The sequence below is a fragment of the Aliivibrio sp. 1S128 genome (assembly GCF_001691065.1).
Lineage (GTDB): Bacteria > Pseudomonadota > Gammaproteobacteria > Enterobacterales > Vibrionaceae > Aliivibrio.
Map to the genome: position 1 here is coordinate 1 of NZ_MAJV01000046.1, position 926 is coordinate 926.

The following is a 926-nucleotide window of genomic DNA, read 5'->3' on the forward strand; positions in this document are numbered from 1 at the left end:
AAAAATTAAATCCGTATTAGCTCCGTACAAGTTGCGCTTTGGTTGTTTAAATCTTATACTCAGGTTAATTACGGAATTATTCCGTACGATTGGAGGTTTTATGGCTACTGCAAGACTTGATATCCGTTTGGATGAAGAAATCAAAGCTAAGGCTGAGAAAGCTTCAGCTTTACTTGGTTTAAAAAGCTTAACTGAATACGTTGTTCGTCTAATGGACGAAGATTCAACTCAGGTAATTTCTGAGCATGAAAGCATCACTGTTGAAGCAAATGTATTTGATCAATTCATGATTGCTTGTGACGAGGCTAAGGCTCCGAATAAAGCATTACTTGAAGCCGCTGCATTTACTAAAAGTGGTGACTTTAAGTGAGTTATTCCAAAACTTTCAAAGAATTGGATAAATCACAGCACGATAGAGCATCATTTGACTGTGGGGAAAAAGAGTTAAATGATTTTATCCAAACTCAAGCTGCTAAACATATGCAAGCAGGTATTAGCCGCACAATGGTTTTGCCTGCTTCAGTGCCTCTGCCAAATCAAAAATATCCAATTTGTTCGTTTTATAGTATCGCGCCAAGTTCGATTAGCCGTGATACGTTGCCACAAGCGATGGCTAAAAAATTACCACGCTATCCAGTTCCTGTTTTCCTTTTAGCTCAACTGGCAGTTCATAAAGAATTTCATGGAAGTGGGTTAGGTAAAGTTAGCTTAATCAAAGCTCTAGAATATCTCTGGGAAATTAACTCTCATATGAGAGCTTATGCCATTGTTGTTGATTGTTTAACTGAACAAGCGGAGTCATTTTACGCAAAATATGGTTTCGATGTTCTTTGTGAAATCAATGGTCGTGTAAGAATGTTCATTCCGATGAAAACAGTCGGTCAGTTATTCACTTAGACGTAAGAGTGAATATAACAAATGCATCA

General features: G+C 37.5%; 2 protein-coding genes. Both read left to right on the forward strand.

Annotated features, from left to right (window positions below; genetic code table 11):
• The first annotated feature begins 100 nt into the window (after positions 1 to 100).
• On the forward strand, positions 101 to 370 hold the full coding sequence (locus A6E03_RS07225) for a DUF1778 domain-containing protein (RefSeq protein ID WP_065593224.1): 270 nt from the start codon (positions 101 to 103) through the stop codon (positions 368 to 370).
• Complete coding sequence (locus A6E03_RS07230; RefSeq protein ID WP_017019245.1) at positions 367 to 897, forward strand: GNAT family N-acetyltransferase; 531 nt, start codon at positions 367 to 369, stop codon at positions 895 to 897. Before A6E03_RS07225 ends, A6E03_RS07230 begins: the two co-directional genes overlap by 4 nt.
• Positions 898 to 926: the final 29 nt, after the last annotated feature.